Below are 1233 nucleotides of genomic sequence, written 5' to 3' on the forward strand. Positions count from 1 at the left end.
CAAGCTCGCTTGTGTCTTCGTTGGAGTTAAGGTGTTAGGTGAGAGGGGTGGACGGCAAGCTGCTAGCTCGCGGTGCCATGAGCACGGGTAGGAGCCGAGCTGCCGTCCACTCTTCTCGCTCTGGCTCAAGCTCGAACAGTTGACTGAGTCCGACCTCGAACAACAAGCGTGAGCCAGGCCAGAGCGACCTCTCATCTCCAAGACTAGAGGCTTTACTCATGTCTGCCTACGCCGGAATCGATGTATCCAAAGCCACCTTACAAGTGGCGCTGTATCCCGAGGTCTCCGAGCTTTGCGTGACCAATGACGCTGCCGGGCTCGAAGCTATCACTCTGTATCTCAAAGACCATGCGGTCGAACGTGTGTTGGTCGAAGCCACTGGCGGTTACGAAAGGCTGTCGGTCAGGCTGCTGGCCAAGGCCGGTTTGAAAGTGCAACGGATCAATCCCGTACGGGCGCGTCAATTCGCCCTAGCCATGGGCAAGCGGGCCAAGACTGATCCTATCGACGCACGAATGCTGGCCCTGTTTGCCTCTGCTTTGGAGGACAAGCATTTCGTTGTGCCTGACGTTGCTCGCGAGGAACTGACCGAGTTGGTCAATCAGCGTGACAGCTTGGTCCAGCAGCGCGATGACAACCGTCGCCGTATGAAGCAGGCCACGCTGCCTGTTGTGTTAGAGCACTACACCACGCTCGAATCGACATTACGCGTCTTGATCAAGGCATGCGATAAGCAGATCGCTGAGCAGAGTCGCCGTGTCGATGCAGACCTTCTCAAACGCCTGAGCGAGATCAAGGGTGTTGGTAGCGTCACAATTGCCAGTCTGTTCTGCTATTTGCCAGAACTGGGCGACCTGAACCGTTCGCAAGTAGCTGCCCTGGCGGGCGTGGCGCCCTACAACAACGACAGCGGGACGAAGATCGGGAAGCGCCATATATACGGCGGCCGGGCGAAACTACGTCGAGCGGCCTATATGTGCGCCCTGGTAATGACTCGCGTGAATCCAGATTTCAAAGCGCGGTGCGCTCGTCTGCGAGCGAGCGGCAAGCCAGCAAAAGTAGCACTGGTGGCCTGCATGCGCGTTCTGCTGGTGAGGCTCAATGCCATGGTACGTGATGGAGAACCATGGCGTGACCAACCAATTTGAAGTTGTATCCGGAAGGCAAACTTAGCGCCTGCCACCCTGATATGTGCGTTTGTCGGGCAAAGCGAAAGACAGTTGGCTCCTACAG

1 protein-coding gene is annotated in these 1233 nt (G+C 57.1%); it reads left to right on the top strand.

The window, feature by feature from the left end; translation table 11 throughout:
* Positions 1-218 precede the first annotated feature (218 nt).
* Positions 219-1148 (top strand): IS110 family transposase, encoded by a 930-nt coding sequence (locus tag GHO41_RS29245; protein WP_153435342.1) that lies wholly within the window; start codon positions 219-221, stop codon positions 1146-1148.
* Positions 1149-1233: the final 85 nt, after the last annotated feature.

Source organism: Pseudomonas sp. FSL R10-0399 (assembly GCF_009600165.1).
Classification (GTDB): domain Bacteria; phylum Pseudomonadota; class Gammaproteobacteria; order Pseudomonadales; family Pseudomonadaceae; genus Aquipseudomonas; species Aquipseudomonas helleri.